20 protein-coding genes are annotated in these 25899 nt (G+C 56.7%); 7 read left to right on the top strand and 13 right to left on the bottom strand.

From position 1 onward, the window contains the following. Positions 1-29 precede the first annotated feature (29 nt). The 3 genes from lysM (at position 30) to C8N30_RS18120 (ending at position 3481) form a co-directional block, all read left to right on the top strand. Positions 30-461 carry a peptidoglycan-binding protein LysM gene (gene lysM / locus C8N30_RS18130; RefSeq protein WP_025061370.1) on the top strand — a complete coding sequence of 144 codons (432 nt, stop codon included), beginning with the start codon at positions 30-32 and terminating at the stop codon, positions 459-461. A gap of 219 nt (positions 462-680) precedes the next feature. Further along, entirely contained in the window at positions 681-2558 is a 1878-nt protein-coding gene (locus C8N30_RS18125) for an acyl-CoA synthetase (RefSeq protein ID WP_025061371.1), read from the top strand. Beyond that, on the top strand, positions 2555-3481 hold the full coding sequence (locus C8N30_RS18120; RefSeq protein ID WP_025061372.1) for an alpha/beta hydrolase: 927 nt from the start codon (positions 2555-2557) through the stop codon (positions 3479-3481). The genes C8N30_RS18125 and C8N30_RS18120 overlap by 4 nt, the downstream gene beginning before the upstream one ends. Before the next feature lie 3 nt (positions 3482-3484). Here C8N30_RS18120 and C8N30_RS18115 read toward each other — a convergent pair whose 3' ends face one another. The 5 genes from C8N30_RS18115 to C8N30_RS18095 form a co-directional block, all read right to left on the bottom strand. Beyond that, positions 3485-4321, bottom strand: coding sequence for an alkaline phosphatase family protein (locus C8N30_RS18115; protein ID WP_025061373.1), 837 nt, complete (start codon positions 4319-4321; stop codon positions 3485-3487). A 134-nt stretch (positions 4322-4455) separates the two neighbouring features. Then, positions 4456-6093, bottom strand: a complete 1638-nt coding sequence (locus C8N30_RS18110; protein ID WP_025061374.1) for an ABC transporter ATP-binding protein — start codon at positions 6091-6093, stop codon at positions 4456-4458. After that, positions 6090-6905 carry an ABC transporter permease gene (locus C8N30_RS18105; RefSeq protein WP_025061375.1) on the bottom strand — a complete coding sequence of 272 codons (816 nt, stop codon included), beginning with the start codon at positions 6903-6905 and terminating at the stop codon, positions 6090-6092. Before C8N30_RS18105 ends, C8N30_RS18110 begins: the two co-directional genes overlap by 4 nt. 121 nt (positions 6906-7026) lie before the next feature. Beyond that, complete coding sequence (locus C8N30_RS18100) at positions 7027-7983, bottom strand: ABC transporter permease (RefSeq protein WP_025061376.1); 957 nt, start codon at positions 7981-7983, stop codon at positions 7027-7029. Between the two features lie 4 nt (positions 7984-7987). Then, positions 7988-9598 (bottom strand): ABC transporter substrate-binding protein, encoded by a 1611-nt coding sequence (locus C8N30_RS18095; protein ID WP_025061377.1) that lies wholly within the window; start codon positions 9596-9598, stop codon positions 7988-7990. 891 nt (positions 9599-10489) lie between these two features. Between C8N30_RS18095 and C8N30_RS18090 the strand changes: the two genes are divergently transcribed. From C8N30_RS18090 to C8N30_RS18075, 4 genes are all read left to right on the top strand, one after another. After that, positions 10490-13684 (top strand): Ig-like domain-containing protein, encoded by a 3195-nt coding sequence (locus C8N30_RS18090; protein WP_025061378.1) that lies wholly within the window; start codon positions 10490-10492, stop codon positions 13682-13684. A gap of 219 nt (positions 13685-13903) precedes the next feature. Next, complete coding sequence (locus C8N30_RS18085) at positions 13904-15118, top strand: TolC family protein (RefSeq protein ID WP_232222783.1); 1215 nt, start codon at positions 13904-13906, stop codon at positions 15116-15118. Beyond that, on the top strand, positions 15115-17334 hold the full coding sequence (locus C8N30_RS18080; RefSeq protein WP_025061380.1) for an ATP-binding cassette domain-containing protein: 2220 nt from the start codon (positions 15115-15117) through the stop codon (positions 17332-17334). The genes C8N30_RS18085 and C8N30_RS18080 overlap by 4 nt, the downstream gene beginning before the upstream one ends. After that, a complete protein-coding gene (locus tag C8N30_RS18075) occupies positions 17331-18509 on the top strand; it encodes an HlyD family type I secretion periplasmic adaptor subunit (RefSeq protein ID WP_025061381.1) in 1179 nt (392 codons plus the stop codon). The genes C8N30_RS18080 and C8N30_RS18075 overlap by 4 nt, the downstream gene beginning before the upstream one ends. 64 nt (positions 18510-18573) lie before the next feature. On the opposite strand, the gene dtd is transcribed toward C8N30_RS18075, so the two are convergent. From dtd to C8N30_RS18035, 8 genes are all read right to left on the bottom strand, one after another. After that, positions 18574-19017: a D-aminoacyl-tRNA deacylase gene (gene dtd, locus C8N30_RS18070; RefSeq protein ID WP_025061382.1), complete on the bottom strand. Its 444-nt coding sequence runs from the start codon at positions 19015-19017 to the stop codon at positions 18574-18576. Further along, positions 19014-19691: a nitroreductase gene (locus C8N30_RS18065; protein ID WP_025061383.1), complete on the bottom strand. Its 678-nt coding sequence runs from the start codon at positions 19689-19691 to the stop codon at positions 19014-19016. The genes dtd and C8N30_RS18065 overlap by 4 nt, the downstream gene beginning before the upstream one ends. 3 nt (positions 19692-19694) lie before the next feature. Next, complete coding sequence (locus C8N30_RS18060; RefSeq protein ID WP_037967803.1) at positions 19695-20804, bottom strand: TFIIB-type zinc ribbon-containing protein; 1110 nt, start codon at positions 20802-20804, stop codon at positions 19695-19697. A 69-nt stretch (positions 20805-20873) separates the two neighbouring features. Further along, positions 20874-21425, bottom strand: a complete 552-nt coding sequence (locus C8N30_RS18055; protein WP_037967804.1) for a cytochrome b561 — start codon at positions 21423-21425, stop codon at positions 20874-20876. A gap of 110 nt (positions 21426-21535) precedes the next feature. After that, on the bottom strand, positions 21536-22639 hold the full coding sequence (locus C8N30_RS18050; protein WP_025061386.1) for an SPFH domain-containing protein: 1104 nt from the start codon (positions 22637-22639) through the stop codon (positions 21536-21538). An 87-nt stretch (positions 22640-22726) separates the two neighbouring features. Then, positions 22727-23653, bottom strand: a complete 927-nt coding sequence (locus C8N30_RS18045) for a DUF2927 domain-containing protein (RefSeq protein WP_084273651.1) — start codon at positions 23651-23653, stop codon at positions 22727-22729. 43 nt (positions 23654-23696) lie between these two features. Further along, positions 23697-24893, bottom strand: a complete 1197-nt coding sequence (locus tag C8N30_RS18040) for a toxic anion resistance protein (protein WP_025061388.1) — start codon at positions 24891-24893, stop codon at positions 23697-23699. Between the two features lie 47 nt (positions 24894-24940). After that, positions 24941-25831: a 5-bromo-4-chloroindolyl phosphate hydrolysis family protein gene (locus tag C8N30_RS18035; RefSeq protein ID WP_025061389.1), complete on the bottom strand. Its 891-nt coding sequence runs from the start codon at positions 25829-25831 to the stop codon at positions 24941-24943. Positions 25832-25899 lie beyond the last annotated feature (68 nt).

Genomic DNA, 25899 nt, shown 5'->3' with positions numbered 1-25899 from the left:
ATAAACCAATCCATTCAAGGAGTATTAAAATGGGTCTGTGGAGTTTCGTAAAAGATGCCGGCAAAAAAGTGTTCGGCGGTGGTGATGATGCCGAAGTTTCCGGCGCCGCATTGCAGGACGAACTAAAAGAGCTGGGCCTTGATGCCGAAGGTTTGGACATCAAGGTTGTGGGAGACAAAGTCACCGTTACCGGAAAAGCCGCCTCACAAGAAATGCGAGAAAAAGTCATCCTTGCCGTAGGCAATGTCGAAGGCGTGGCGCAGGTCGAGGACGATGTGACAGGTGGTGAGGGCGAGCCTACGTTCCACACCGTTGAGAAGGGTGACACTCTCTGGGCGATTTCCGCCAAGACACTTGGAAATGGCGCACATTACGAGAAGATTTTCGAGGCTAACAAGCCGATGCTGACGCATCCCGATAAAATCTATCCCGGTCAGGTACTGCGCATTCCTGCGGTCTAACTCAGTCTGCTGCACTCCGGTGAGAAACCCGGTGTGCAGCCCCTTCCTGCACGAGCGGGATGCCCTCATATCCCTTTTAGTTAATTGACGTTTGGGCAGGGACGCCCATAACGCTACGTCTAATGTGATGGTTTGCTTGAAATTCATTCGCAAGCGGTTCATCGTCATTTGACAAATTACGCATGTCACAAAAAGTGGCAGCACAGGGGAGGACGACACATGGGATTTTCTGGAATAATCGACCGTGACGCTATCGAGGCTCAAAGCACGTGGGAAGACCGCGATGTGCACAAGACACTCTATAGTCTGCTGGCCGATACCACATCCAAATTTCCGAAGCGCAACGCCATCAGCTATCAGCTGTTCTCAGGGCCCAAAGACCCTGCCGAGACGCTGACATGGCAGGAACTGCATGATAAGTCCGTGCAAGCCGCCAATCTGTTTCGCAGTCTCGGCATCGGTCCCGATGATGTTGTTGCCTTTGTGCTGCCTAATGCCATGGAAACCGCGATTACCCTGTTTGGCGGGTCGATTGCGGGCATTGTAAATCCGATAAACCCGCTGCTGGACGCCGAGCAGATCGGCTCTATCCTCCGGGAGACGAATGCAAAGGTCGTGGTTACTCTGCGCCCGTTCCCAAAGACGGATGTCGCTGATAAAACCGCAGAGGCGGTGGCGCTGGCGCCGAATGTGAAGACGGTACTCGAGGTCGATCTGCACCGTTACCTTACCGGTCTCAAAAAGATCATCGTGCCGCTGATACGGCCCAAACTGACAATCAAAAATCAGGCGACCTACAAGAATTTCAACGCTGAGATGGCCAAGCAACCGACCAAGTTGCAGTTCGAAGACCCCCAGATTGACCGTGTCGCATGCTATTTTCATACTGGCGGCACCACTGGTATGCCCAAGGTTGCCCAGCACAAATATTCGGGGATGATTTACAACGGCTGGGTTGGAAAAACTATCTTGCTCGACGAGACTGACAACATTCTATGTCCGCTGCCACTGTTCCACGTTTTTGCCTGTCACGTTATCCTGATGGGGGCTTTGACTGCCGGCGCGCATACTGTCTTCCCCACGCCTCAGGGCTACCGTGGCGAGGGTGTATTCGACAACATCTGGAAGCTGGTAGAGCGCTGGAAAATCAGCTTTATAATCGGGGTGCCAACGGCAATTTCCGCAATGATGCAGCGGCCTGTGGACGCTGATATCAGCACGGTAAAAAGCACTTTCAGCGGCTCTGCCCCGCTCCCGATGGAGCTGTTCCGCCGTTTCGAGAAGGCCACCGGTGTTGAAATTCTGGAAGGCTACGGCCTGACCGAAGCGACCTGCATCGTTTCAGGCAATCCTGCGGACGGGATCAAGAAGGTAGGCTCTGTCGGGGTCGAATTTCCCTATACCCGCGTGCGCATCATTAACAATACACCAAACGGCCCTGTTGATGCTGCAACCGACGAAGTGGGAGAGATTTGCATTTCCAGTCCGGGTGTTTTTGCGGGCCACACCTACACCGAGGCGGACAAGAACAAGGACTTGTTCCATCACGGGGAGTTCCTGCGCACAGGCGATCTGGGGCGCAAGGATAGTGATGGCTATATCTGGATCACGGGCCGTGCGAAGGATCTGATCATTCGCGGTGGCCATAACATTGATCCTGCCGAAATCGAAGAGGCGCTGTTGGGACATGAGGCGGTAGCATTCGCAGGTGCGATTGGCCAGCCTGATGCCCATGCGGGTGAAGTGCCTTGCGCCTATGTAGAGTTGGTCGCCGGTGCCTCTGTCACGACTGAGGAGCTGATGGCTTTCAGCAATTCGAAGGTTAAGGAACGTGCCGCGCAGCCCAAAAATATCACCATCATGGATGAGCTGCCCAAGACCGCGGTTGGCAAGATCTTCAAGCCCGATCTGCGCCGCCTCGCGATTACCCGCGTTTATGACGAAGCGCTGGGTAAGGCAGGCGTTGCTGCACGGGTTGATCATGTGATCGACGATAAAAAGCGTGGGCTCGTCGCGATTATCGCTATGAACGGCGCTGATGCTTCCGCCGTGGGCGAGGTTCTGGGTGGCTTTATCAACCAGTGGGATGCTGCTTGAGCCATTCACCTGACTATGGCCTGCTCCTCGATGACGAGGTGCGGGCTTATATTGCTAAGGGTGCCACATTTTATCCCCCGAATGCGGTTGATCTGAGCATTGCCGAACAGCGCGCTGTCTATGACCGGATGTGTGCGGCTTTTCATACTGGTCGCCCTGCGGGTGTACAGACATGGGACGAGGCGCACGGCGGCGTAAACTGCCGCAGATATGAGATTGGCCCCCACACGGCGACGCTGATCTACTATCACGGTGGTGGCTTTGTCGTTGGGGGATTGCACAGCCATGACGATGTCTGCGCCGAGTTGTGCGCGCGGGCAGGGGTGCGCGTGATCTCTGTTGATTACCGGCTAGCGCCCGAAGCGGTTTTTCCGCAGTGCTACAATGATGCAAAAGCGGCGTTTGATGCGATTGTGAATGCGTTTGATGGTCTTGTTTTCGTGGCAGGAGACAGTGCGGGGGGTAACCTCGCTGCGGCGGTCACACATCACTCAAGAAGGCAGGTCGCAGGTCAGATGCTTATCTATCCTGGTTTGGGCGGTGATCCTACCAAAGGAAGTTATGTCGAGCATGCGAATGCGCCCGAGCTTACAACGCGTGACATGCTTTTTTACCAGACTATCCGAACCGGAGGTACGCCACCGCCCAAGGGCGATCCCCGCTATGCGCCGCTGCATGACAGTGATTTCACAGGACTTCCGCCGACAGTTATCGTCACGGCGCAATGCGATCCATTGGCGAGTGATGGCGAAAGCTACCGTGATGCCATTATCGCGGCGGGTGGAAAGGCCGTGTGGTTCAACGAGGCGGGGCTGGTACATGGCTGCCTGCGCGCACGCACCATGAGCAAGCGGGGCGCTGCATTCTTTGACCGTGTGGCGGATGCTACAGCCGCGATTGTCGGTGGGGCTTGGCCTTACTGAGGCCTAGCGCAGAAAACTTCCCGCCTTCATTGTATCAGGCACGGGGGCGCCCAAACGGCTTAAAATAGTCGGAGCCAACTGAAGCTGGTCAATGACGTAGTCCTCATCCGGCCCTTCGGCATCACCAAAGTAATAAAGCGCTGCTTCCTGCTGTAAGGGATCGCGCCCGCCATGATGGCCGCGGGCGTCCTGCCCATGATCCGCAGTGACAATTACTTCATATCCTGCGGCGCGCCATTTCGGAATAAACGGCGCAAGCATTTCATCCATCACAAAGCAGGCATGGTCCATTTCCTGACAATCATGAAAAAACCGGTGGCCCATACTGTCGAGGGTGCAGGTGTGCAGCATGCCATAATTAAGATCAAAGCGCATACAAAGATTGCTCAGTGTGGCGAACAGATCCACGTCTGAGGGCGTCATCTGGTTCTTCAGTCCATAGCCCGTCATTGTATGAAATCGGCCATGATTGATCGTATGGCTGTCACGTTCGTCATATTCGATATCGCGGACATAATCGAAAGGATGGCGGTTAAAGAACTCGGACCAGAAACTGTGTGCAACGGCGCCTGTAACACCGCCGCCTGCGCGCACCTGCGAGAAAACGTCAGGCTGGCTGAGCCTGAACACATTGCCGTTGCCGGTACAGCCATGCACCGCCGGCGCCACGCCCGTGTGTATTGACGCATAGCACGAAGCAGAGATGGAGGGCAGCACCGAGCGGATCTTCCAGACGCGCGCATCGCCACTGTCGACCCACCCCTCCAAATTACCGAACAGGCGGCGCCAGTTGCGGTAGGGGACGCCGTCAAGAATGATCAGAAGGAGTTTGCTTTTCATCTATCCATACCTGTTATAGCGGCCGCACAATTGTACCCGCGCAGCGTTTTGCACACAATTCATGTTCTGCTCCAATCGGGGCATAACGAAAGGTTAACTTCCAAAGGTTCAACGCACCACCAGCTTCTCAACGGTTAGTTGCCCGCGCTCTCCATTTTACGGTTTGCGATTGTCTCTTCCAGCCAACCGATTTTCATCTCGGGCACCGAGCTGAGCAGCAGATCGGTATAGTCGTCAAATGGAGGCGACAGGACCTCTGATTTGGGGCCATAGCGGACGACTTGGCCCTGATACATAACAGCGATGCTGTCTGCGATCGCTTTCACCGTGGCCAGATCGTGGGTGATAAACAGATAGGAGACATCCTCGACCTTCTGCAGCTTCAAAAGCAGTTTGAGAATGCCATCGGCTACAAGTGGGTCAAGCGCGCTCGTGACTTCGTCACAGATGATCAGCTTTGGCTTGGCTGCCAATGCGCGGGCAATGCAAACACGTTGTTTTTGTCCACCCGACAACTCAGCGGGATAACGATCCTGAAAACCTTCACCGAGTTCGATTTCGTCAAGAAGTTCTTGAATACGCTGCTGTTTCGCTTTGCCTTTCAAGCCAAAGTAGAATTCGAGCGGGCGGCCAATGATGGTGCCGACCGTCTGGCGCGGGTTCATGGCTGTGTCAGCCATCTGGTAGATCATCTGTAGCTCGCGCAGGTCTTCCACCGGACGGGTCGCAAGATCGGGCGTCAGGACGCGGTCATCAAAGACGATCTTGCCATTCGAGGGGGGCAAAAGCCCCGTAATCACCCGCGCAAGTGTTGATTTTCCAGAGCCGCTTTCACCCACCACGGCGAGTGTCTGACCGGGGTGTATCTCGACGTTGATGTTCTTCAAAACATCGAAATTCGTGCCTTTGTAGCGTGCGGTAATGCCTTCGACCCTGAGGATTGGCGTGTCTGTCGGTTCTTTTTCGATGTGCTTGATCGATCGAACGGAGACCAGCGCTTTGGTATATTCTTCTTGCGGATTGTTGATGATCTGGTCCGTGGTGCCGTATTCGACCATAGAGCCCTGTTGCAGCACCATGATGTGATCACTGACCTGCGCTACAACCGCGAGGTCGTGAGTGATATAGAGGGCAGCCACGCCGGTGTCGCGGATCGCGTCTTTGATTGCCGCCAGCACATCGATTTGCGTGGTTACATCAAGTGCGGTCGTCGGTTCGTCAAAGACAACAAGATCAGGCTGTGGGCACAGGGCAAGGGCCGTCATGCAGCGCTGTAGCTGACCGCCGGACACCTGATGGGGATAGCGTGAACCGATATTTTCAGGATCGGGCAATCCCAGCTTTTCGAACAGCGCTACGGCGCGATCTTCGGCCTCGCGCTTTGTGAACTTTCCCTGCCCAACCGCGGCCTCGATCACCTGCTCCATGATACGTTTGGCCGGATTGAAGGATGCAGCAGCAGATTGGGACACATAGGTGACTTCGGCGCCTCGCAGGCGCCGCTTGTCGGGCATTCTTGCCTGAAGTACATCACGGCCATTAACCCAGACTTCGCCACCCGTCAGCTCGACACCGCCGCGACCGTACGCCATAGCGGCCAGGCCAATGGTTGATTTGCCGGCGCCGGACTCCCCGATTAGGCCGAGCACTTTGCCCGCCTCCAGCTCAAAGTCGATGCCATGAACAATATCGATATGGCGCGATTTTTCGCCGGGAGGATAGACTGTCGCGCCAATCTTCAGGCCGCGTACTTTGAGGAGGGGTTCACTCATCCGCGACCGCCTTTCAAGGAGGTGGTCCGGCTCAGGATCCAGTCGGCCACCAGGTTGATCGAGATGCACAGCGCAGCAATTGCGTAGGCAGGGTAGAGCGCTGCCTGAATGCCGTAGTTAATGCCCTCTTTGTTGTCTTTTACGATACCGCCCCAATCCGCATTGGGGGGCTGTACGCCCAATCCCAAAAACGAAAGCGTCGAGACGAACAGTACCATAAAGATAAAGCGCAGTCCCATCTCGGCAACGAGAGGCGAAAGCGCGTTTGGCAGTGTCTCACGGAAGATAATCCATGCGGTTTTCTCGCCGCGCAGGCGGGCGGCTTCGACATAATCCATGACTGTGATGTCGACTGCTACAGCACGGGCAAGGCGAAACACCCGCGTGCTGTCGAGCAGCCCCATCAGGACGATCAGCGTAAGGATTGTGGTCGGCATAACCGACAGGACCACCAGCGCGAAAATGAGCGAAGGAATAGACATGATGAGATCAATGAACCGGCTCAATGCCTGATCCACCCAGCCGCCCGAGACTGCTGCAAAAAAGCCCAGTGTGGCGCCTGTTGCGAAGCTTAGGACAGTGGCTGCGGTGGCGATGAAGATAGTTGTGCGTCCGCCCCAGATCATCCGGCTCAGAAGATCGCGCCCGATACTATCTGTGCCCAATAGAAACTCGGAAGAGGAAGGTTCCCACACATCGCCTACAATTTCGGCCATGCCGTAGGGGGCGATGAAGGGCGCAAAGATGGCGCAAAAGAAAAACACCGACGTAAAGAACAGACCGATAAGGGCAGCAGGGGGGATGCGGATCATAATGGAGTGCTCCGGTTTGAGGGCGGAGTGGGAATGGCGTCATTCAGGAGTGGGCACCGCGCGGCACTTTCGCACCTTGAAAACGCATGATCGCGGTGCGCTGCTATCTTAGGTGAAGAACTCACTTTGGATGCCTCAGTCTGGGGTTTGTAACGATCGAGACAATATCGGCGATCAGGTTTAACCCGATATAGACGGCGGCAAATATGAGGCCACAGGCCTGTACCACTGGCACATCGCGCTTCGCCACGTGATCGACCAAATACTGGCCCATACCGGGGTAGGCGAACACCACCTCCACGACGACGACACCAACGACGAGATAGGCCATGTTGATCATCACAACATTGACAATCGGTGCTACCGCATTGGGAAAGGCATGCTTGCGAATGATCTTGAGCATTCGCAAGCCCTTGAGTTCGGCCGTCTCGATATAGGCCGATTGCATCACGTTGAGGATCGCGGCACGGGTCATTCGCATCATATGGGCCAGTACCACCAGCGTCAGCACCATGACAGGCAAGGCAATCGCGTTGAGCTTTTCCAGAAGGTTCATCGAGTCGTTGATAATCGCCACAGAAGGGAACCAGCGTAGTTTGATAGCGAGCCAGTAAACGAGGATGTAACCGATCATGAATTCAGGGATCGAAATGGTCGTGAGCGTCACACTTGAAATCAGTTTATCCGGCCATTTGTCTTTGTAGCGGACAGCCAGCAGACCGAGAAAAATTGCCAGCGGGACCGAGATTGCGGCCGCCCAGAAAGCAAGGAACATGGTATTCTTGAGACGCCCGCCAATGCTGTCGGCAATGTCGCGACCATTGGTTAATGCCGTGCCAAGGTCGCCCTGCAGGACGCCGCCCAACCAGGCCAGATAGCGGGTAACAGGGGGATCATTCAGCCCAAGCTCGGCGCGCAAGTTCGCAAGCGCCGTCGGGGTCGCACCCTGTCCGAGAATTTGTTGCGCTACATCACCGGGCAGCATGGTAGTGCCCGCAAAGATTAGGACTGACGCGGCAAGAAGGAGAAGAAAGCCCAGCGCTAAGCGCTGGGCCACCAATTTTACAATAGGATGCACGGTGTTATGCCGACTTCCACGTGTGCTTGAACGCGTAGTAGTTCATCAGCGGGCTGTTCGGATCAACGCTGTAGTTTGCGATGTCGTTGGAAGCAGCATCAATGAAGTCATTGAACATCGGCAGGATCACTCCACCCTCTTCGTTCAGCATCCGGCCCATCTGGGAGTAGATTTCCTTGCGCTTGGCATCGTCCAACTCCGAGCGGGCTTCGAGTAGCATCGCGTCGAATTCTTCACGCTTCCAGCGGGTATCGTTCCAGTCGGCTTCCGAGAAATATGCTGTGGAATACATCTGGTCCTGCACGGGACGTCCACCCCAATAGGAGGCACAGAAGGGCTGCACGTTCCACACTTCGGACCAGTAGCCATCATTCGGCTCACGCTTGATCTCGAGCGGTATGCCGGCGGCCTGTGCAGTCTGCTGGAACAGCGATGCGGCATCCACAGCGCCCGAGAAGGCACCGTCAGCGACGCGCAAGATGATCGGGCTGCCATCGTGTCCGGACTTTTTATAGTGCTCGGCGGCTTTTTCGATGCTGAACTCGCGCTGCGGGATTGTGTCGTCAAACAGCGGGTAGGCTGCATTGATTGGCATGTCGTTCCCGATGCTGCCGTACCCTTGCAGGATCTTGTCGACCAGCTCCTGACGGTTGATCGCGTATTTAAGCGCGAGACGTAGATCCAGATTGTCGAAGGGTGCAGTATCTACATGCGCGATGAACACGTAATGGCCACGGCCCGATACATTGCGCACAGTCAGGGTTGGCGCACGGTCCAGCAATTTGGCAATCTTGGGATCAACCGCATTGATGCTGTCGACCTGACCCGATTGCAGCGCGGCTGTTCGCGCTGTTGCATCGTTCAGAACAATTACTTCGATTTTGTCATAGTGGGCAGTGACGGTCTGATCGCCGCCCCAGTAACCTTCGCGCCGTGTTGCAGTTGCGCGCACACCCGGCTCGTATTCGTCCATGACATAAGCGCCGGTACCGATTGCCGCATTTTCGTCACCGAAACCACCGTCTGGCTGGATCATCAAATGGTAATCGGCCATCAGCACCGGAAGGTCGGCATTGCCGAGTTCCAATGTTACTTCGAAGATATCATCGCCATCCGTGCGCATGCCCGAGATGCTCTTTACAATGCCCAGTGCACCTGACTTGGAATCCTCGTTCGAGTGGCGCTCCATTGTGCGCAAAACATCTTGTGCTGTAACCGGCTGCCCGTTCGAGAAAGTGATGCCATCGCGAATTTTAAAGCGCCATGTTTTACCGCCGTCGGAGCCTTCCCAGCTTTCTGCGACCAGACCTTCAATCCCCCCATCGGAGGTTTCACGCACCAGCGTTTCACCCCAGAGACGGCCGATCGCGAGCGGGACCTGAGAGGCCCAAAGTGCCGGATCTTGTGTGTTTGTGCTTTCGCCACCCGACAGACCCATGCGGAAGGTGCCACCTGCAACAGGTGTTCCATGGCCGTCAGCAGCGGCGGAACGTGCGAGCATCGAGTTTGCAGCAGCGGCTGTCACGCCGAGGGCTGCGGCGCGAGCAACAAAGTCACGGCGGGTCATCAGACCCTCTGTGACGGCTGCGCTCAGCGTTTTCAGATCGGTGTTCATAGTATTATTCTCCCCGTTGGAATCGCACATTACATATGCGTTCTCTTTTGATTGATGAGCTAGGGTTACGCATTTGGACTAATGTCGCAAGCAGTTAATAGACGCTCTGTATGTCAGTTCCGTTACAAATGTTTGTCGAGAATAGTGTCATTCTCTTCCTGCGTGTATTTCTGCTGCGCACAAGTCTCCGCCCCTAATTTCGCGACCGGATCCAATGTTTTATGGTTATTGCATAGAGCGGGTAGGCGGCTGATGACCTTGCTCCAAGGCGAAACCCTATTGAAGTTTACTTTGCCGACATTGCGCAAGTTGTGCAGGCAGAGGTGTTTTCCAGACATGTTGGTGTGGCGGGCCCTGCGACGCTGTTGTGGAGTGGCGGCTGGTGGGTGGCAGCGAATGGGGTGGCGGAGGGTGCCGCCTGAGCCACCAAACCATGTTTTGACAAATGCATACGTGTATATCCGTGTTGCGCCTTACAATGTTGGTCACATTCCTCGGATCATGAGAGGCGGTGTGAGCTGGATGTCGTGGCGCTCGACTGATTCTGGGCCAATCCGCTGTCGGGTAAACCTGAGGAAGAGTCGTGCATCGCGAAAATATGACCTTTGTGGCAAAACTAAGGCATTGGAATGCAACGTGAACGTGAGTTTTGAAAAAATACGCGGGTGAGTGTCCAGATATCGTATCCGTATAGCAACAGAGCCGCACATATGCCGTGTGCGGGAAGATGATGATGACAAAGTTCTAGATTTCCCCGCACAATTCTGTGCAATGTGGCGTAATAATGGTGAAATCACGGCGCGACTAAACGCCCGGGTGGCAGCGAATACATAAAATAAATCAAGCGACCTGCAACAAAGCAGGCGTTTCTGAGGTAGAGTGAGTAATACAATGAAGACGATTGATTTCGTCGTTCTGGGTAGCGCGGGCGGTTTGCAACGTGGCAAGGTATCTGCGGATGCATCAAACCAGACAATCGTGGCCGGTTCCGGTCAGGAAATTTCTCTTAACGCGCGCCAGTCCGATTTTGCCAGCCAAGTGCGCTCGGGCGATCAGCTGATCATCACGCTGAGCGATGGCCGCACAATTACAATTGACAACTTCTTCAATGAAACCGGCCCCGCAAACCGGTTGTTCGTATCTGCAGACGGATACCTTAACGAGGTCAGCTTTATCGATGGCGGGCAGGGCAACCTTTATGCCCAGTACGGTCCGACCGCAGAGTGGGGTAAGTGGAGCCCATCAGACGAGTTGATCTTCCTCGGCAATTCCGAAGTTGCCGGTGTTCCCCTTGATGAGGGTGATGGTGATGTCTCCATGCTGGGTGCGGCACTTCTGGGGGGCAGCAGCCTTCTTGGTATTGGTGCGGCGACAGCTGCGGGTGTCGGCGGACTTGCGGTTATTGGCGGTATCGGCGGCGGCGGTGGCAGTGGCGGCGAACCTGCCGGTCCGCGCGTACCCTATGTGGATGACGCAGAGACAAACGTGGTTGTGGGTGGCGACGGCGCGACCGAAGTTATCGTAATCACGGGCGGCGGTGAACCGGGCGATACAGTTGTCGTGACAATCGGCGATGAGACCGTAACTACCGAGATCGACGTGAATGGTGAGTTCGAGGCGGTTTTCGAGGGTGAGAACTTCCCCGATGATGGTGTCTATGATTCCGGCGTGACAGTGACCAACGGCGACGGCAATGCCGTTGACCTTGACGGTCCATCCTACGAGATCGACACGACACCACCGGAAATTACCTTTACCTCCGGCACCGAAAGCACTGGTGATTTCGTCAACGAGGCAAGCTATGACGAAGATGTCGTTCTAACCGGTACAGGCGAGGCTGGTGCCACGCTGGTGATCACCATTGCAGGTCACTCTGAGACCACAGTTGTCAGCGGCGATGGTACCTGGACAATCACGTATGACGCGGGAACCTTCCAGCCGGGTGAATATACGTCACCCATCACTGCTGTAACAACAGACAGCTTTGGTAATTCCAGCACATATAGCGAGACACTGGTTGTCGACACTATCACCACTGTGGGGATCAACACCGCCACAATCGGTGGCGACGGTACAATCAATGGCGTCGAGCACGCAGGCGGCGTCGATTTCACCGGCACAGCGCAGGCAGGTGCCTCAGTTGTTGTGACTGTTGGTACTGTGACACAGACCGTCACTGCATCAAGCGCAGGCACATGGAGCACAAGCTTCACTTCTGCACAGCTGGCAGCAGGTGAATACACCGGAACTGTTACTGCCGTTGCGACAGACAGCTTTGGCAACACGGCCACAGCGTCCGGCACCTTTGTCGTGGACACATTTGTGCGCGATTTCTCTATCACATCCACTACTGGTGGTGTTGACGGCGTGATCAACGCAGAAGAAGCGGCACAGCCGCTCACAGTTTCCGGCATGACCGAGCCAGGCTCGACCGTAAGCGTTCAGCTGGGTGGTGCAACCGCCACAGCCGTCGTTTCGTCAAACGGCAGCTGGACCGCGACCTTTGCCGCGGGCAGTGTCACAGCTGGTACATACACCGCAACAATGACCGCTACGGCAACAGACGCTGCGGGTAACGTAGATACCGCAACCACCTCTGTGGTTGTCGATACCGAAGCGGGCTTGCTCACCATCGACAGCACACCAGTCGAGGACGACGACATCGTAAACGAAGACGAAGCAAGCGATGGCGTCTATCTCACCGGTACTGCAGATGCAGGTGCAGTAGTCACCGTGACACTGGCCGGCGTGAGCCGCACTGTTGTGACGGACAGCAGTGGGAATTGGGAAGCCTATTATGCTGCAAGTGCAGTAGCAGCTGGGGTTTATACCGCCGAGATTACGGCGATTACAACCGATGCCGCAGGCAACAGCCGTACGGCAACCGACAGCGTACAGGTCGATACCCGCGTTGATAACCTGACAGTTGCTGCAGGCGATATCGCAGTGGACAATATCATCAGCGCTGCCGAAGCAAACGGTGACGTATCAGTCTCCGGTACGACCGAAGTCGGATCTCTTTCTGTTATCGTGACGCTTGGCGGTCAGACCGCGACAGCAGTCATCGACGCCGCAGGTAACTGGACTGCCGTATTTGACGGCAGCGCCCTGACGCGCGGCACGTACACTGCCGACGTCGGTGTGACGGCAACGGATATTGCAGGCAACATCCGCTCTATCGGCGCCACAGTCGATGTCGATACCGAGGTTGTGCCCTTTGACATGACCAGCAACTCTGCCGGCGCTGATCAGGTGGTCAATGCTGCCGAAGCCGCTGCAGGCATTGATCTGGGCGGCACCGTCGAGGCAGGCTCAACTGTGCGGGTTACGTTCGACGGAACGGGATATGATGCAACTGTCGATGCGGCGGGCAACTGGTCCTTGACTGTACCGGCGGGCAGCATCCGCGGTGGGGAATATGATGCAGCCATCCGCGTTGTCGCTATGGACCATGTGGGCAACGTGGCGATCATCAATGACATACTGACCATTGATACATCTGCCCCTGACGGTCCGATCATCGCTTCTGTTGATCAAGGTGTCGGCGATTTCCGCGGCATCACGATCGAAGCGCCCATGGGCAACGGTGATACATCCGGTGATGTTGCAAGTGTTGTTCAGGTCCGTGCTGACGGCTCCATCGTTGAGGTAGGCGGTGACGAAAGCACAAACCGTCGCGGCGAGACCGAGTTCGAATTTGACGTAAACGTACCGAACGGCTCACATCTGATCGTAAATTCGACAGATGCTGCCGGTAACACCTCAGGCACCTATCTGGTTCTCGACGATGAATCGCTCAACAGCTCGATCAATCTGAGCAATGGCGGGCTGGGTGACTACCAAATCGAAAACCTGAACCTCGATTTCGCCGAGGCCGCCAACGTTGTGATCGACGAGGCGAGCCTGCTGGCGCTGTCCTCCAACTCCAACACGTTGACCATTCGCGGCTCGTCCGACGATCAGGTGACCATCGAAGGTGGTGTAGCCAGAGGCACCCAAGCTGTAGGTGACGAGGTCTTCAACGCCTATAGCGTGGGGGCGGAAGGTATGTTGCTGGTCGATCAGGACGTTCAGGTTATTATCTAGATCTGCGACTTAAATCACGGGATGCGGCGGGGACAAATCACCGCCGCACCCGGCATCCATTAAAAATAATAAAAATAATAAATATAAATATCGGCACGTTAAGGGCAGGATATGGGGCAGTGTAGGCTAAAAGCAGCAGCGATGTGCGCAAGCGCGTTAATGCTCACAGGATGTTTGTCGGATATAGGGGGCAATGCGGACGCAACTGATGTTGTGGCCATGCAGAGCACGAGCGGCAACACCGCTACATCCAATCCGACCCACTCCGACAAGATTAACGCAGAAAGTGTAATCATTCAGGGGCTCATTGCCCGTCGTTCGGTGCTGCCAGCGGGCAGCGCCTACAGCCGCGTTGCCACCGCCGTTCTGGCCGCCAATGCGCGCAGCGCTGAAAGCGATTTGCGCGCGGCCCAACTGCGAGCCCGTGCAGCTTCGAAAAACTGGCTCCCTTCGATTGGGCCCAACGTTAGCCTGACCTCTCTGGGTGCTGTCGTTGCCAATCTCGTGGTCGAGCAGGTGATCTATGACAATGGCCGCAAGAAAGGCGAGCGTGAGTTCGCTGTCGCGGATGTTGAAGTGGCAGCCGTGGCGCTGGCCTCCGACACGAACAGCCGCGTTCGCACGGGGCTTGATCTGTATATAACCGCTGTTGAAGCACGCGAGACACTTGTATTGGCCACCAAAAGCGCCAAAGACATCGGGCATTTTGAATGGGTAATGCAGCAGCGTGTTGAAGGCGGGATTTCAGACAGTTCCGATTTGCACATACTGCGCCAGAAACTTCTTGAGATCCGCGCCAGTCAAGCTGCCGCTGCCGAAACCGCAGCGACTGCGATTGCCGAGCTGAACGCGATGGCCATTGGTGATCTGGGCGATGTCCGTGGCACACCGGATCTGCCGGTGCGCGCAGGGCTTGCGCAGCCGCTGAGTGTGACGCAGTCGGAAGCTGAAAAAATCCGCGCCATCGCTGCTGCCAAGATTGACCGCGCCGGACAGCTTCCGGGTCTGGTCGCAGGCGGCACGGTCGGAGAGGGCAGCTCCCTTGGCATTGCCCTGCAATCAGAGAATTTGTTGGGACTTGGCACAGGCGACCGTTTGCGCGCGATCGAAGCGACCTCGGAAGCCGCAGGCCGCCGCGTCGCGCAAGCGACTGAAGATGCAAACCGCAAGTTGCGGAAATTCGAAGGCCAGATCGCTGCAAAAGAGCGTCAGGCCGCAGAGGCCGCGGGGCTTACCGCGCAAGCCAAGCAAAACCTTGATGTGTTTCAGGCGCAATATGACGCCGGACAACGTCAGGTGATGGATGTGGTCGGCGTCTACGAGACGTTTGCGCGCCAGCAAGAAGCAGAAGTTGAATTGAAATATGATGCTATCCGCTTGCGGGTGGCCATGGCCGAGCTTTTGGGCGTTCTGGCCGATGGATCCGCAATATGAGCAAACCCTTTACCCTGACAATCGTGAATGGAAATTCCGGCCGTCTCAAACCGGCGCCCGCAGCCGAGAGCCCCAAGCCTAGCAATACCTCGACCTTCGAGGACCGGATGCGCGCGCGTGCGGCTTTGATATCGACCTACGCAGGGGTATTGGGCACGGAAATTTCACAAGGCGATCTCGCTGATGCCCTGTGCCGGAGGCTAAGCTCGGAGGCAACCGAGCAGGACGAGGCACAGGTAATCACAACGCTGCTGCGTCGCAACGGCCTCACAGCAGAGCTGTTGCGCAGCAAAAACCTCGATAACCAATTATTCCCTGCGCTTGTCTATATGACCTCGGGCCAGCTGTTGCTGGTAATGAGCCGCGAAAACAGTGATCTGGTTGTCTATGACAAGACCTGCCCCGATAATCGCGCATCTGTGCCCTCTGCGGATTTTGTGCCTTTCTTTTCAGGTCTCACTCTGCGCGCGAAAATGCCGATCGAGAAGGTCGAGGAAGTCCATAAGACCGCCGAAAAACCAAAGCATTGGTTCTGGGGACAGTTCGACAGATTCCGCCGCCAACTCGGTGAGGTTGCGCTGGGGTCGTTTGTGGCCAATCTGCTGGCCGTGGCCGTGGCGCTGTTTTCGTTGCAGGTTTATGACCGCGTGATCCCGCACCAGTCCGAGGCGACGCTGTGGGTTCTGGCCGCCGGTGCTGTGCTGGCCCTTTTGATGGAGGCGTTTATCAAGATCGCCCGCGCCCAGCTGATGGACGGTGCTGGCCGCCAGATCGAGCTTTCGGTGCAGAGCATCCTGATGCAGCGCATCCTTGGCATGCGCAGTGACAAACGTCCGCAGGCACCATCTGATCTTTTCTCTTCGATGCGTGAATTCGGATCGGTTCGGGAGTTTTTTACCGCGTCGACGATCGGTACAATCGCGGACATCCCGTTTATTTTTGTATTTCTGTTTCTTGTGGCATCCATTGCGGGCAACGTGGTTTGGGTTCTGGTGCTGGGTGGCATCCTGATGGTGATACCGGGGTTCTTCATGCAAAAGCGTATGATCCGACTGACACAAGAGACCCAAGGGGCCACTGCTAAATCATCGCGTTTACTGCACGAGGCTATCTTCGAACTGGACACCGTGAAAACGCAGCGCGGCGAGGAGCGGGTCCAGCGACTGTGGACCGAACTTACGACGCTCTCAGCCGTAAAATCCTCCGAGCAGCGCAAGCTGGCCTCGGTGCTGACATTCTGGAGCCAAGGCGTGCAGCAGGCCACATATGTTGCCGCAGTGATCATGGGCACCTATCTGGTCTTTGCAGGACAGTTTACTGTTGGGTCTATTATCGCGGTTGGTATTCTTACCTCGCGCACACTCGCGCCGCTGACACAGTTGGCGGGAACAATGGCGCGTTGGGGGAATGTGAAATCCGCTCTCGACGGGTTGGAGTTAATCGCAGGCTCCGATCAGGATGCCGCAACTGGCCGGACCTATATGCGCCGCGACCAGCTTGCAGGTAACTTCGAGATGAAGGGCGTGACCTTTCGCTATATGGAAGAGGGCGCGCCAACGCTGGACCTGCCCGGTATCAGCATCTTACAGGGCCAGCGCATCGCGATCCTTGGCGCCAACGGCTCGGGTAAATCATCGTTGCTCAAGGTGCTGAGCGGGCTTTATGCGCCGACCACGGGCCGCGTGTTGATTGACGGCACCGAAATGACCCAGATCGAGCCGCGCGATCTGCGCCGCCTTATCGGTTATCTGGGACAGGACGTCCGGCTGTTTTCTGGCACCTTGCGTGATAACCTGAACCTGACAATGCTGGAGCGTGACGATGCGCGCCTGATGTCCTCGCTCGATTTTGCCGGGCTCGGAGATTTTGTGCGCAATCACCCCAAGGGCCTCGATCTGGAGATCATGGACGCAGGCGCAGGCCTGTCAATCGGCCAGCGCCAGTCGATTGGTTGGGCTAGGCTTTGGTTGCAGGATCCGAAAATCTGTTTGCTCGACGAGCCGACAGCCGCCCTTGATCAGAAGCTGGAGCAGGCATTGGTCGAGCGCCTCAAGCTTTGGATGGCTGGACGCACGGCGATCATCGCAACACACCGTGCGCCCATCCTTGCACTCACAACGCGCACGATGATTTTGCATGATGGCCGGATGACGATTGACGGACCCAAGGAAGAAGTCATGGCGCATCTTACCGCCATCAAAGGAGGCGCTGCATGAGCCCTGACATGGACAGCCATATCGATAAGCAAATGCGCGGCCCTTCAATGGTCGTCTGGCTCAGCGCTGGCACGGTCATCGTGTTTCTGGTCTGGGCTTTTTTTGCATGGGTAGACGAGATTGTGCGGGCCGAAGGCTCGATGATTTCAAGCTCGCGGCCCCAGATCATCCAGAACCTCGAAGGGGGTATTCTGGCAGACCTGAATGTGGGTGAAGGCGATATCGTCGAGGCAGGTGACATTCTGGCCCGCTTGCACAACACAAAATTCCAATCCGCAGTCGATGATTTTCAGGACCAGATCAGCGGCTTCGAGATCCGACGCCTGCGACTGGAGGCGGAGATCGACGGTGGATATGCGTTTTATGTGCCTGATCAATGGAGTGTCCGGACACCCGACATCGTCGCCTCCGAAGCGGCCCTGCTGCAGGCACGGCAGTCCGATTACGTGACCTCGGTAGATGGTGCCCAACAGGTACTTGCAGAGGCACAACGCGAGCGCGACCTGATGGACGCACTTTTGAAAAACAAAATTGTTTCGCTGATAGAGGCTACCCGTGCGCGCAAGGCCTATGCGGACGCAAAGATCAAATACGATGATGTCGTCACCGGCACCCAGCTTGAGCGGGCACAGGAATACTCCGATGTCCTCAAGGAGCTTTCGACCTTGCGCCAGAACCTAAAGGCCAGCACAGACCAGCTTGACCGGACCCTTCTGCGCGCCCCGATGCGCGGCATTGTAAATAACCTTTCTGTCACGACTATCGGCGGCGTAGTGCGCCCCGGCGAGGAGATCTTGCAGATCATCCCGTTAGACGAAGAGCTGTTTGTCGAAGCGCGGGTCAAGCCCGAAGACATCGCCGGTGTGCGGCGCGGTCAGGCGGCAACGGTCAAGCTCTCGGCTTATGATTATACAATTTACGGGACGCTGAAGGGTGAAGTGAAACTCATCTCGGCGGATACGTTCAAAGACGAGCGTGCACGCGATCCGGACGGCGATCCGCATTATAAGGTCACACTTGCAGTGGACACGGAGCATCTCACAGAGCGTCAGGCAGCACTGGAAATTCGCCCCGGCATGCAGGCCAGCGTGGAGCTTCACACAGGCTCCAAGACGGTCCTGCAATACCTGCTGAAACCGCTCTACAAATCGAAAGAGGCCTTCCGCGAACCATAGTGTGGTGGGTTGCCTTGGACATCTGCCTAATTTACCCGCGTTCTAATCCTGTGCAATCTACAGACTAGTCTTGGGTATCGAGCCAGAGTGTCACAGGTCCATCATTAACGAGCGCCACAGACATGTCCGCGCCGAACTCTCCTGTCTGCACCGGGATATCCAGCGCACCCATGGCGTCTGTAAACTGGTTGTAAAGTGCGCGGGCGTCTTCCGGCTTCGCCGCCCCTGAGAAACCCGGTCTGTTGCCACGCGAGGTGTTTGCCGCAAGGGTGAACTGACTCACCACCAACGCGCTTCCTCCTGTCTGTATGAGGCTAAGGTTCATCTTGCCTGCATCATCCTTGAACAAGCGCAACTTTGAGATTTTGAGCGCAAGAGCGTCAGCGGTTCGCGTGTCATCACCGGGCATTGCGCAAACAAGTATCAGCAAACCTGCTTTGATTTCGCCAATAATCTTGCCATCAACCGTGACGCTGGCCTGCGTTACGCGCTGGATCAGCGCCTTCATGTGTCATGCCAGCGCAAGATATCAGCAGCCTCGGCGCGCTCGGTGCGAAAGCTGTTCGCGGGGGCGTCCTTGTCGGCATAGCCAAGCGAGATTGCGCAGAGGATCAAGCGGTCATCCCCGATGCCAAGATGGGCCTTCAACTGCGGCGCATAGGCGGCAATCGCTGCCTGCGGGATCGTAGCAACACCAAGGGCGGTTGCAGCCAACGTAAATGCTGCGACAAAGCCGCCCGTGTCCATCGCGCCGTAAGGCCCAAGCTCGGACGGGGAATGGATAATTGCCACATGCGGCGCATCAAAAAATGCATAGTTGCGCATCATCTGGGCTGCACGCCCTGCACGGTCCGATTTTTCGATACCCACAGCATCGTAAAGCTGGAAACCGCAGGTGCGCCGCCGCTCGGCATAATCGCCGGTATATTTTGCGGGCCAGTCCAGATCGGGCGCGGGCGGAGTGCCTGCAAGTACCGTCTTTTGCAGGCTATCGCGCAGACGGTCCGTTGCGGCACCGCGGGTGATTTCTACCTGCCAGGGCTGCGCATTGCACCAAGAGGGCACATGCCGGGCCGTTTCGACGATCCGCACCAGATCGGTATCTGGCACCGGATCGGGTAAAAATGCGCGGCACGAATAGCGGTCACTCATAATTTCAACCAGTGTCTCGATCGCGCTCATATTTTATCCGTTCCGTGCATAAATGTAGCCGATGATGCCGGCCGCAATCAGCCCCGCAATTACAGCCACCGTGATTTTAATGGCTGAATATGGCCTCTCGCCCTGTACCCGCCCTGTGCGGCCATTCACGACAAAGCGGTAGGTCTTGCCGCGATATTTATACGCCGCAAGCCATACAGGCAGCAGGATATGCTTGAACGTCATCTCGCTCAGGTCGGTGTCGACTGTATGGATCCGCTGGCGGTCGCCACCGATGTCGAATTTGATATCGCGCTGGATCATCGCATCCATTTTTGCGCGCGCCTCGTCGAAGCCTTCGTCCAGTGCTACGGTATAGCCTTCAGCACGAAATCCGGCGAGATACTCCGGCGCATAGGGCTCTAGCGCGGCCAGATCCCAGGGTTCCAGCGCATCGGTGAAAGATTTGGGCAAGGACCGCGATCCCAGCACCAGCACATCGTCAAAGAAGCGCGCAACGCGCCCCGAAGCATGGTTCCAGCGTACCTTTGCCACGCGCACTTGCTCGCGTTTGCCGTCGCGCATCACTGTGTGGGTCTCGTAATAAACTGTGCCGCGCTCACCGGTGTAGCGGGTGTCGCTTTGCGCATCATAGGTCCAGTAGGGCACGTAAATTCCGTCCATCTGGCGCCCCTTGCGGGCATAGGCTTGCAGACCATTTGGGGCAAACCACAAACTGCCCAACCAGTCCTTCATTGCATCGCGTGCAACCCCTTCGGCCAGTGCAAAGGGCAGGACGGCACGCGGCTTGATATGGCGGTGCGTACCGGTGTCGACCACCACAGGGGTTGCGCAAAACGGACATTCGGCAGCTTGCGTATCGCTGTCAAACTCGACTTGTGCAGCGCAGTTGGGGCACCGGCTGACACGTGTCACTTCCATCTCGGCTGTGCCGAGGGTCTCTGAAAGGCCGCGTCTGAGATCAAGTTCGGCAATGGCACGCGCTTTTGTCCAGACTGTGCCGATCGGCTCGCTGTAGCCACAGTGATCACATTTCAGATCCTTGCTGGCAGGATCAAATCGTAGGTCACTACCGCATGTATCGCAGGGAAACCTGTGCTCTTGCAGAACTGTCTGTGGATCAAGGTCGGGCAAGGGTTGGCCTTTGGTGCGGGATGGGTTTGGCCCCACAATCACCCTTGAGCGCGGGGCGTCAAGGGGCGGTTACAAAAAGCGTTGCAAGACCTTGGGCGCCATGATGCGCAACGCGTTGTCACGCAGTTTAAAATGCCGCCAGATGTGGAAGGCGGCATGGGCTGCGATCACGATGCCCAGCAGATAGAACTGGTAAATATGCAAGGTGCCGATCACTTCGTTCGCACGGCGCCATCCCATCGGCGGGGCAATCGGCAGCCACAGACCCGCCTTGAGCTGCACGATGGAAGTAAGGCCGAGCAGAAAGCCGCCAAGCGCGACAAGAAATAACCCCCATATGATGACCAAATGCAAAGGCCGGTGCACAAGTCGCGCCCATTGCGGCAATTTCGGCCCCGGCCGAGAGGCCAGCCCGCGCCGCATTACATCTGCGGTCCACCACAGGCAGATCGACACGAAAACAAGCGCCAGATTTGAATGGAGCGCGAACCATCCCTTGCCCATAGGAACCACAACATCGGGCGTCACCAAAAGAAACCAGACGAACAGCGGAATCATCAGACCGTGCATCCATTTGAGCACCTTGCGGCGGTGCGGCTTATAACGGGTCAGATATTTCATTCTATGTGACACGTGGCGCAGCACAGTAGTGTTTCAAGCGCTATCTCTGGCGCTGTGACGTGACCGGCGGGGATTGCCATGATTTTGAGGCGCATCCCCGCTGGATGTTTCTAAAGAGCGGGCGGCGGGGGCGGCATTACTGTAAATAGCTGCGCCAGTTCCATCACCTCGTCAGCCGGCTTCCAGCCGTCCTGTCCCGCAGTCCAGACAAGTGTGGTCCGGGTCAGCGTGCCATCAGTGACCTTGCGTCCCATTGCAGCTTTCGAGAAGGGGCCGGAAGTCTCGCCAGCTTCCGCTATGTGCCAGACATGCTCGACAGGTGGGGGCGGTGGCGGCGCCACGCGCGTTGCGGGCCCAGCACCCCAAGGCCCGGCTGCTGCTGCCTGTGCACCGATTTGCATGCCAAGGCCCGCACCCAGACCTGCCTGTATAGCCGCTGCGCCGGCACCCTCATTGCCCAGACCTGTTGCGGCCTGAAACTGCATGTATTCATTGAGGTTGCCGATCACTCCCATAGAAGAGCGCTTGTCCAGAACTTCCTCCACCGCGGGCGGCAACGATACATTTTCGACATAGAGTTCGGGCAGGGTGAGGCCGTATTCAGCGAGCTGCGCAGCAATCTCGCCGCCAATAAGCTTGCCCAGCTCCCGACTGTTGGCGGCCATATCGAGGACTGGAATTTTAGAGCGTGCAATCGTGCGGGAAAACTCCTGCACAATGATGTTGCGAATCTGGTAGCTGATTTCATCCATCGTGAACTCGCCATCGGTACCGACAATTTCGCGCAGGAAAACTGCGGGATCGGTTACGCGGACGCTATAGGTGCCGAAGGCCCGCAGGCGCACAGGCCCGAATTCAGGATCGCGAACGATCACGGGGTTCTTTGTTCCCCACTTCAGATCGTTGAACCGCGTGGTATTAACGAAATACACCTCCGACTTGAACGGCGATTTGAATCCGTGATCCCAATGTTGGAGCGATGTCATGATCGGCATGTTGTTCGTCTCGAGCATGTAAAGCCCGGGCGTGAACACATCGGCCAGCTGTCCCTCGTGAATAAACACCGCCGCCTGTCCTTCGCGCACGGTAAGTTTGGCGCCGTATTTGATCTCGTGGCCCTCACGCTCAAACCGCCAGACCATAGTGTCACGGGTGTCATCGGTCCAGTGAATGACGTCGATGAACTGGCCGGAGAGGAAATCAAAAATGCCCATGGAATGTCCTTAAGTGTTTTCTGAAATGAACCTAGTCGCCCGCAGGCCGCTAATCAAGGAACAGTGGCGGATGTCGCGCACAGAGCGTCAGACGGGTCCGCCGCCTGTCAGCTCTATGGCGATTTTTTGCACTGTCGGGCGTGCCTGATCTGCTGTCATGCCGGTGCGCAGGCGTGGATCATAAAGCATCTTGAGCAGGAGTTCGTCATGGCGGGTCAGAAGCGCAAATTCGTCGTCATCGTTGAAGATTGACGGCCGTGCGCCAGGGCTGTCATTGGCCAGTCCCATGCCTTGGGCCAGCTCCTCATGAATGCACGACAGTCGCAGCAGGCTGGGGTTTTCGGCGCGGATCACGGCGAGCGCGGCGGTGTATGTGTCAGGACCCGAACCCGAGGCATAGGCCGCAACCACACAATAGGTATCGTCGCGCAGGTTATTGAGGACTGCAAGGCTGGACGCGCTGATGCCCGGCATGCGGGCGGCAGCCGCCGCAAGCGCCTCACTGCGGTCGTCTTCCCCAGCGATGATCACGATGAAATTGGCGTTACTGCTCATGGTGACGGGATGGCCTGTGATCTGGCCAAGACGCGTCGCATAATTGCGAACCTCCGTGCCGTCACTGCTGCGCTGCGAAGGGGGAACGCCGGCGCCGAATATCACGTCCATCCGCACAGGAGCGGCCCAGCGCCGCAGCGGGCTGGGGCCGCCACGTCCCGAAAAGCTGCTGTTATATTCGTTGTAAAACGCCACCTGCTCAAAGTTGCGCGCCAGCATCGTGTTGGTAAAGGGCGTATCTGTGCCCCCGCCGTCGCGCCGCAACAACCCTTGGCTCAGCTGCGCCCCCTGCACCTGATTGAGATAGCTGCGCAATTGCGCACTGGCCTCCGAGGTCGGTTTTGCCACTACGGGAGGGGCCGCCTTGGCCGGAATGGGGACATCAGGGCGCGCAAGCGGTTTTAACACCGGCTGGACCGGTGCAGCTACTTGCGTGCAAGCAGTTAAGGCCAGAGCCATCAGCCCCGGACCAAGCCATTTCAAAACGCGCCCCGTCGTCATATCAGCGTGGAACTGCGCCGCCGGCGGTATCGCCCAGACCGGTCTTCTTGGCCTTAGCCGAGGCAAGTGTATCGCGCAATTTCGCTTCCATTTCTTTGAGGTCGACCTCGGCGGCGGCGCGCTTTGCTTTGCCCGCATCCGCAATTTGCAGACTCTCTTCGATCGTCCCGATCAGATCCGCGTTTGCGGCTTTGACTGCTTCGATATCGAACACACCACGCTCCATCTCTTCGCGGATGATCTTGTTGCTTGAACGCAGGTTTTTTGCATTCGAGGTCAACAGCTCGTTGGTCAGATCATTGGCCTCGCGCACAGCTTTGGCCGCCTCGAAAGAGCGCTGGATTGTCACCGCTTGTGCCAATTGGGTTTCCCATAACGGCACTGTGTTCACGAGGGTCGAATTGATCTTGGTGACGAGTGATTTGTCGTTCTCCTGCACCAGACGGATGGAGGGCAGCGATTGCATGGTCACCTGACGTGTCAGCTTGAGATCATGCACGCGGCGCTCCAGATCATCGCGGGCAGCACGGATATCGCGCAATTCTTGTGCGACCATCACCTGGTCATTCTCTGCAGCTGCCTCTACTTCGGCTGCTTTTGCAGGGATCACGGTTGCATCAAGCTCGGACAGCTTTGCTTCACCGGCAGCAATATAAAGCGCCAGCTCGTCGTAGAACTGCAGCGTTTTTTCATAGAGCATGTCGAGGGATTTGATATCCTTCAAAAGCGTATGCTCATGGCTCAGCAGATTGTCTGTGATCTTGTCGATCTGGCTTTGGACTTTTTCGAACTTGGCGGTGAACTTGGCAAAAGGGGCGGCACGGCCGATCAGTTTCTCCCACCAGCTTCGGTCGCGGCGCACGTCCAGCTCGGAGACGGAAAAGCCGCGGATGGTGGTCACAATCCCGCGTAGGCTGTCGCCCGCAGGCCCGACATCCTTGTTGCGCACATCCTGCAACATCGCCTGCGAGATTTCCTGCAATTCAGCCTGCGCTGCGGAGCCGAAGCTGATGATCGACTGGGTATCACCCATATCCAATTCATCCATACGAGCACGAATTTCGGCACTTTGTGGCGCATCGGCCTGCTCAAGGGTAATCACGGCATTTGCATCTTTTGGTTCTGGGAGAACCACGGCAGTAACCTCCTCCACCATGGCAAGGGATTGGGTGGCTTTTTCGCGGGTGGCTTCAGACATATTATATTCCTTGGGTTACAGGGTGCAGGTTCTGTTGCGCCTATCGGTCACTTCAGTCGGACACCCTCACGCGACAGCCGCTCGCGCAGCACATCAATTTCGATGGTAAGATCACTTCTATCCGCTAGCAGTGATTTATGGTTGCGGGCGGCAAAATTCTCTTCGAGGTCATCGAGGAGCGCCATATAATCGGTGCGGGCCTGCGCATCGCGGGTGCGGGCATAGATGTCAGCGAATTTTGCGGTCGCGTCACGTGCACCTTCAAGATAGACGCCCAGATATTTTCGCGCTGCCGTCAGATCGCGGGGGTCTTCCTCGACTGTGCGGATAAGGGCGCGGGCTGTATCGCTGAAATCTTCCAGACGGGCAGTTGCCTGCCTGTCACCGGCGCGGTTGATTGTCTCGCGCATGGTGGCCAGATGTTTTTCAGCCTCGTCGACTACGCGGGCAACACGGTCCTGTTGGTAGGTATCAATGCCGTCCATCCCCTTGGACTGGAGCGGATCTATTCCGAAGGCCGCAATAAACAATCCTGTGGCAATCACGCCATAGATCAGCGGTGACACGATATTGAAACCATCGAGATGCGCGGCCACGGCAAGGGCTGTACCACTACCGCCGAATACGGCACTCAGGATTTTGCGAGGCAGGGCGGGGCGCCGTGCCACCTTACGCGCCTCAAACGCAGCTTCGGCACGCAGTCCGCCCCGCACAAGCCATGCCGATAGCGTAAGCGAGAGCGCCCCCAAAAGACCAAAAAGCAAGGCAAACGGACCGCCGCCAAAACTGGTCGCGACCAACACGACAGCAGGGACAAACAGCACATTTGCACGCCCGCCTGCGGGATCCACTTCGATCCGGCGCGCGACCTTGCCGTCCGTAGGGGCTTCCGCGCCCCTGCCATCAGGGCTGAATTTACCGCCAAACCGTTTTGCCACGCCTACATCCCTCCGAGCCAGCCTGAGCTTACGCCGAATAAGAGCACGATCAACGCAACATATGCAGT

This window comes from Sulfitobacter guttiformis, assembly GCF_003610455.1.
Lineage (GTDB): Bacteria > Pseudomonadota > Alphaproteobacteria > Rhodobacterales > Rhodobacteraceae > Sulfitobacter > Sulfitobacter guttiformis.
This window is presented reverse-complemented; position numbering and strand designations above follow the sequence as displayed.